Annotated in this window: 1 protein-coding gene; it reads right to left on the bottom strand. The window is 56.7% G+C overall.

Features of this window, described 5'->3' with window-relative positions:
* Positions 1 to 230: 230 nt before the first annotated feature.
* Positions 231 to 480: hypothetical protein (locus tag AC1RPN_RS08340; protein WP_481763736.1), on the bottom strand; the 250-nt coding region annotated here is incomplete at its 5' end.

The following is a 480-nucleotide window of genomic DNA, read 5'->3' as shown; positions in this document are numbered from 1 at the left end:
ACTTCGAGAATAATGTGGCTCGGGCTCTTGATCTCGATGACTCGTGCGTTCACGTTTTGGCTGTAAACGCAGCAGGTAGCGCCCACCACGATAGGGCTACCACATGACGCGTATACAGAGGGGCGCTGCTTACGTGCCTTGCGCGGGAGTACCGGACGCGTCGTGAATTTACGGCTCATGAACTTCTCCTTGCTTGATGTGATTGTACGCATGGTACAGGACGTGGCCATCTACGTCAAGCTCGTTACGTCACGCGGTACCATCATCTCGGAACCGCGAATCAATTGCAGAACATCGGAGGCGGTGAGTTCCAACTCCTGAGCCGTTATCCCGTCTTCGATCAGGAGCGTGTGGTTCTTCAGGCCGTTGACCAGACGTAGCGTTACCAGCTTTTTCTTGGACGCGGGCGCGGCGTCGGCCACCACTTCGAGACCGGTGCCGTTGCATTCCCTGACCGCCTTCAGGCCGTCGATCTTAACG

It is taken from the genome of Dellaglioa sp. CoH-57-MRSF-20, from assembly GCF_056781955.1.
Note: the sequence above shows the minus strand (reverse complement) of the source record. Positions and strands in the feature narration are given on the sequence as shown.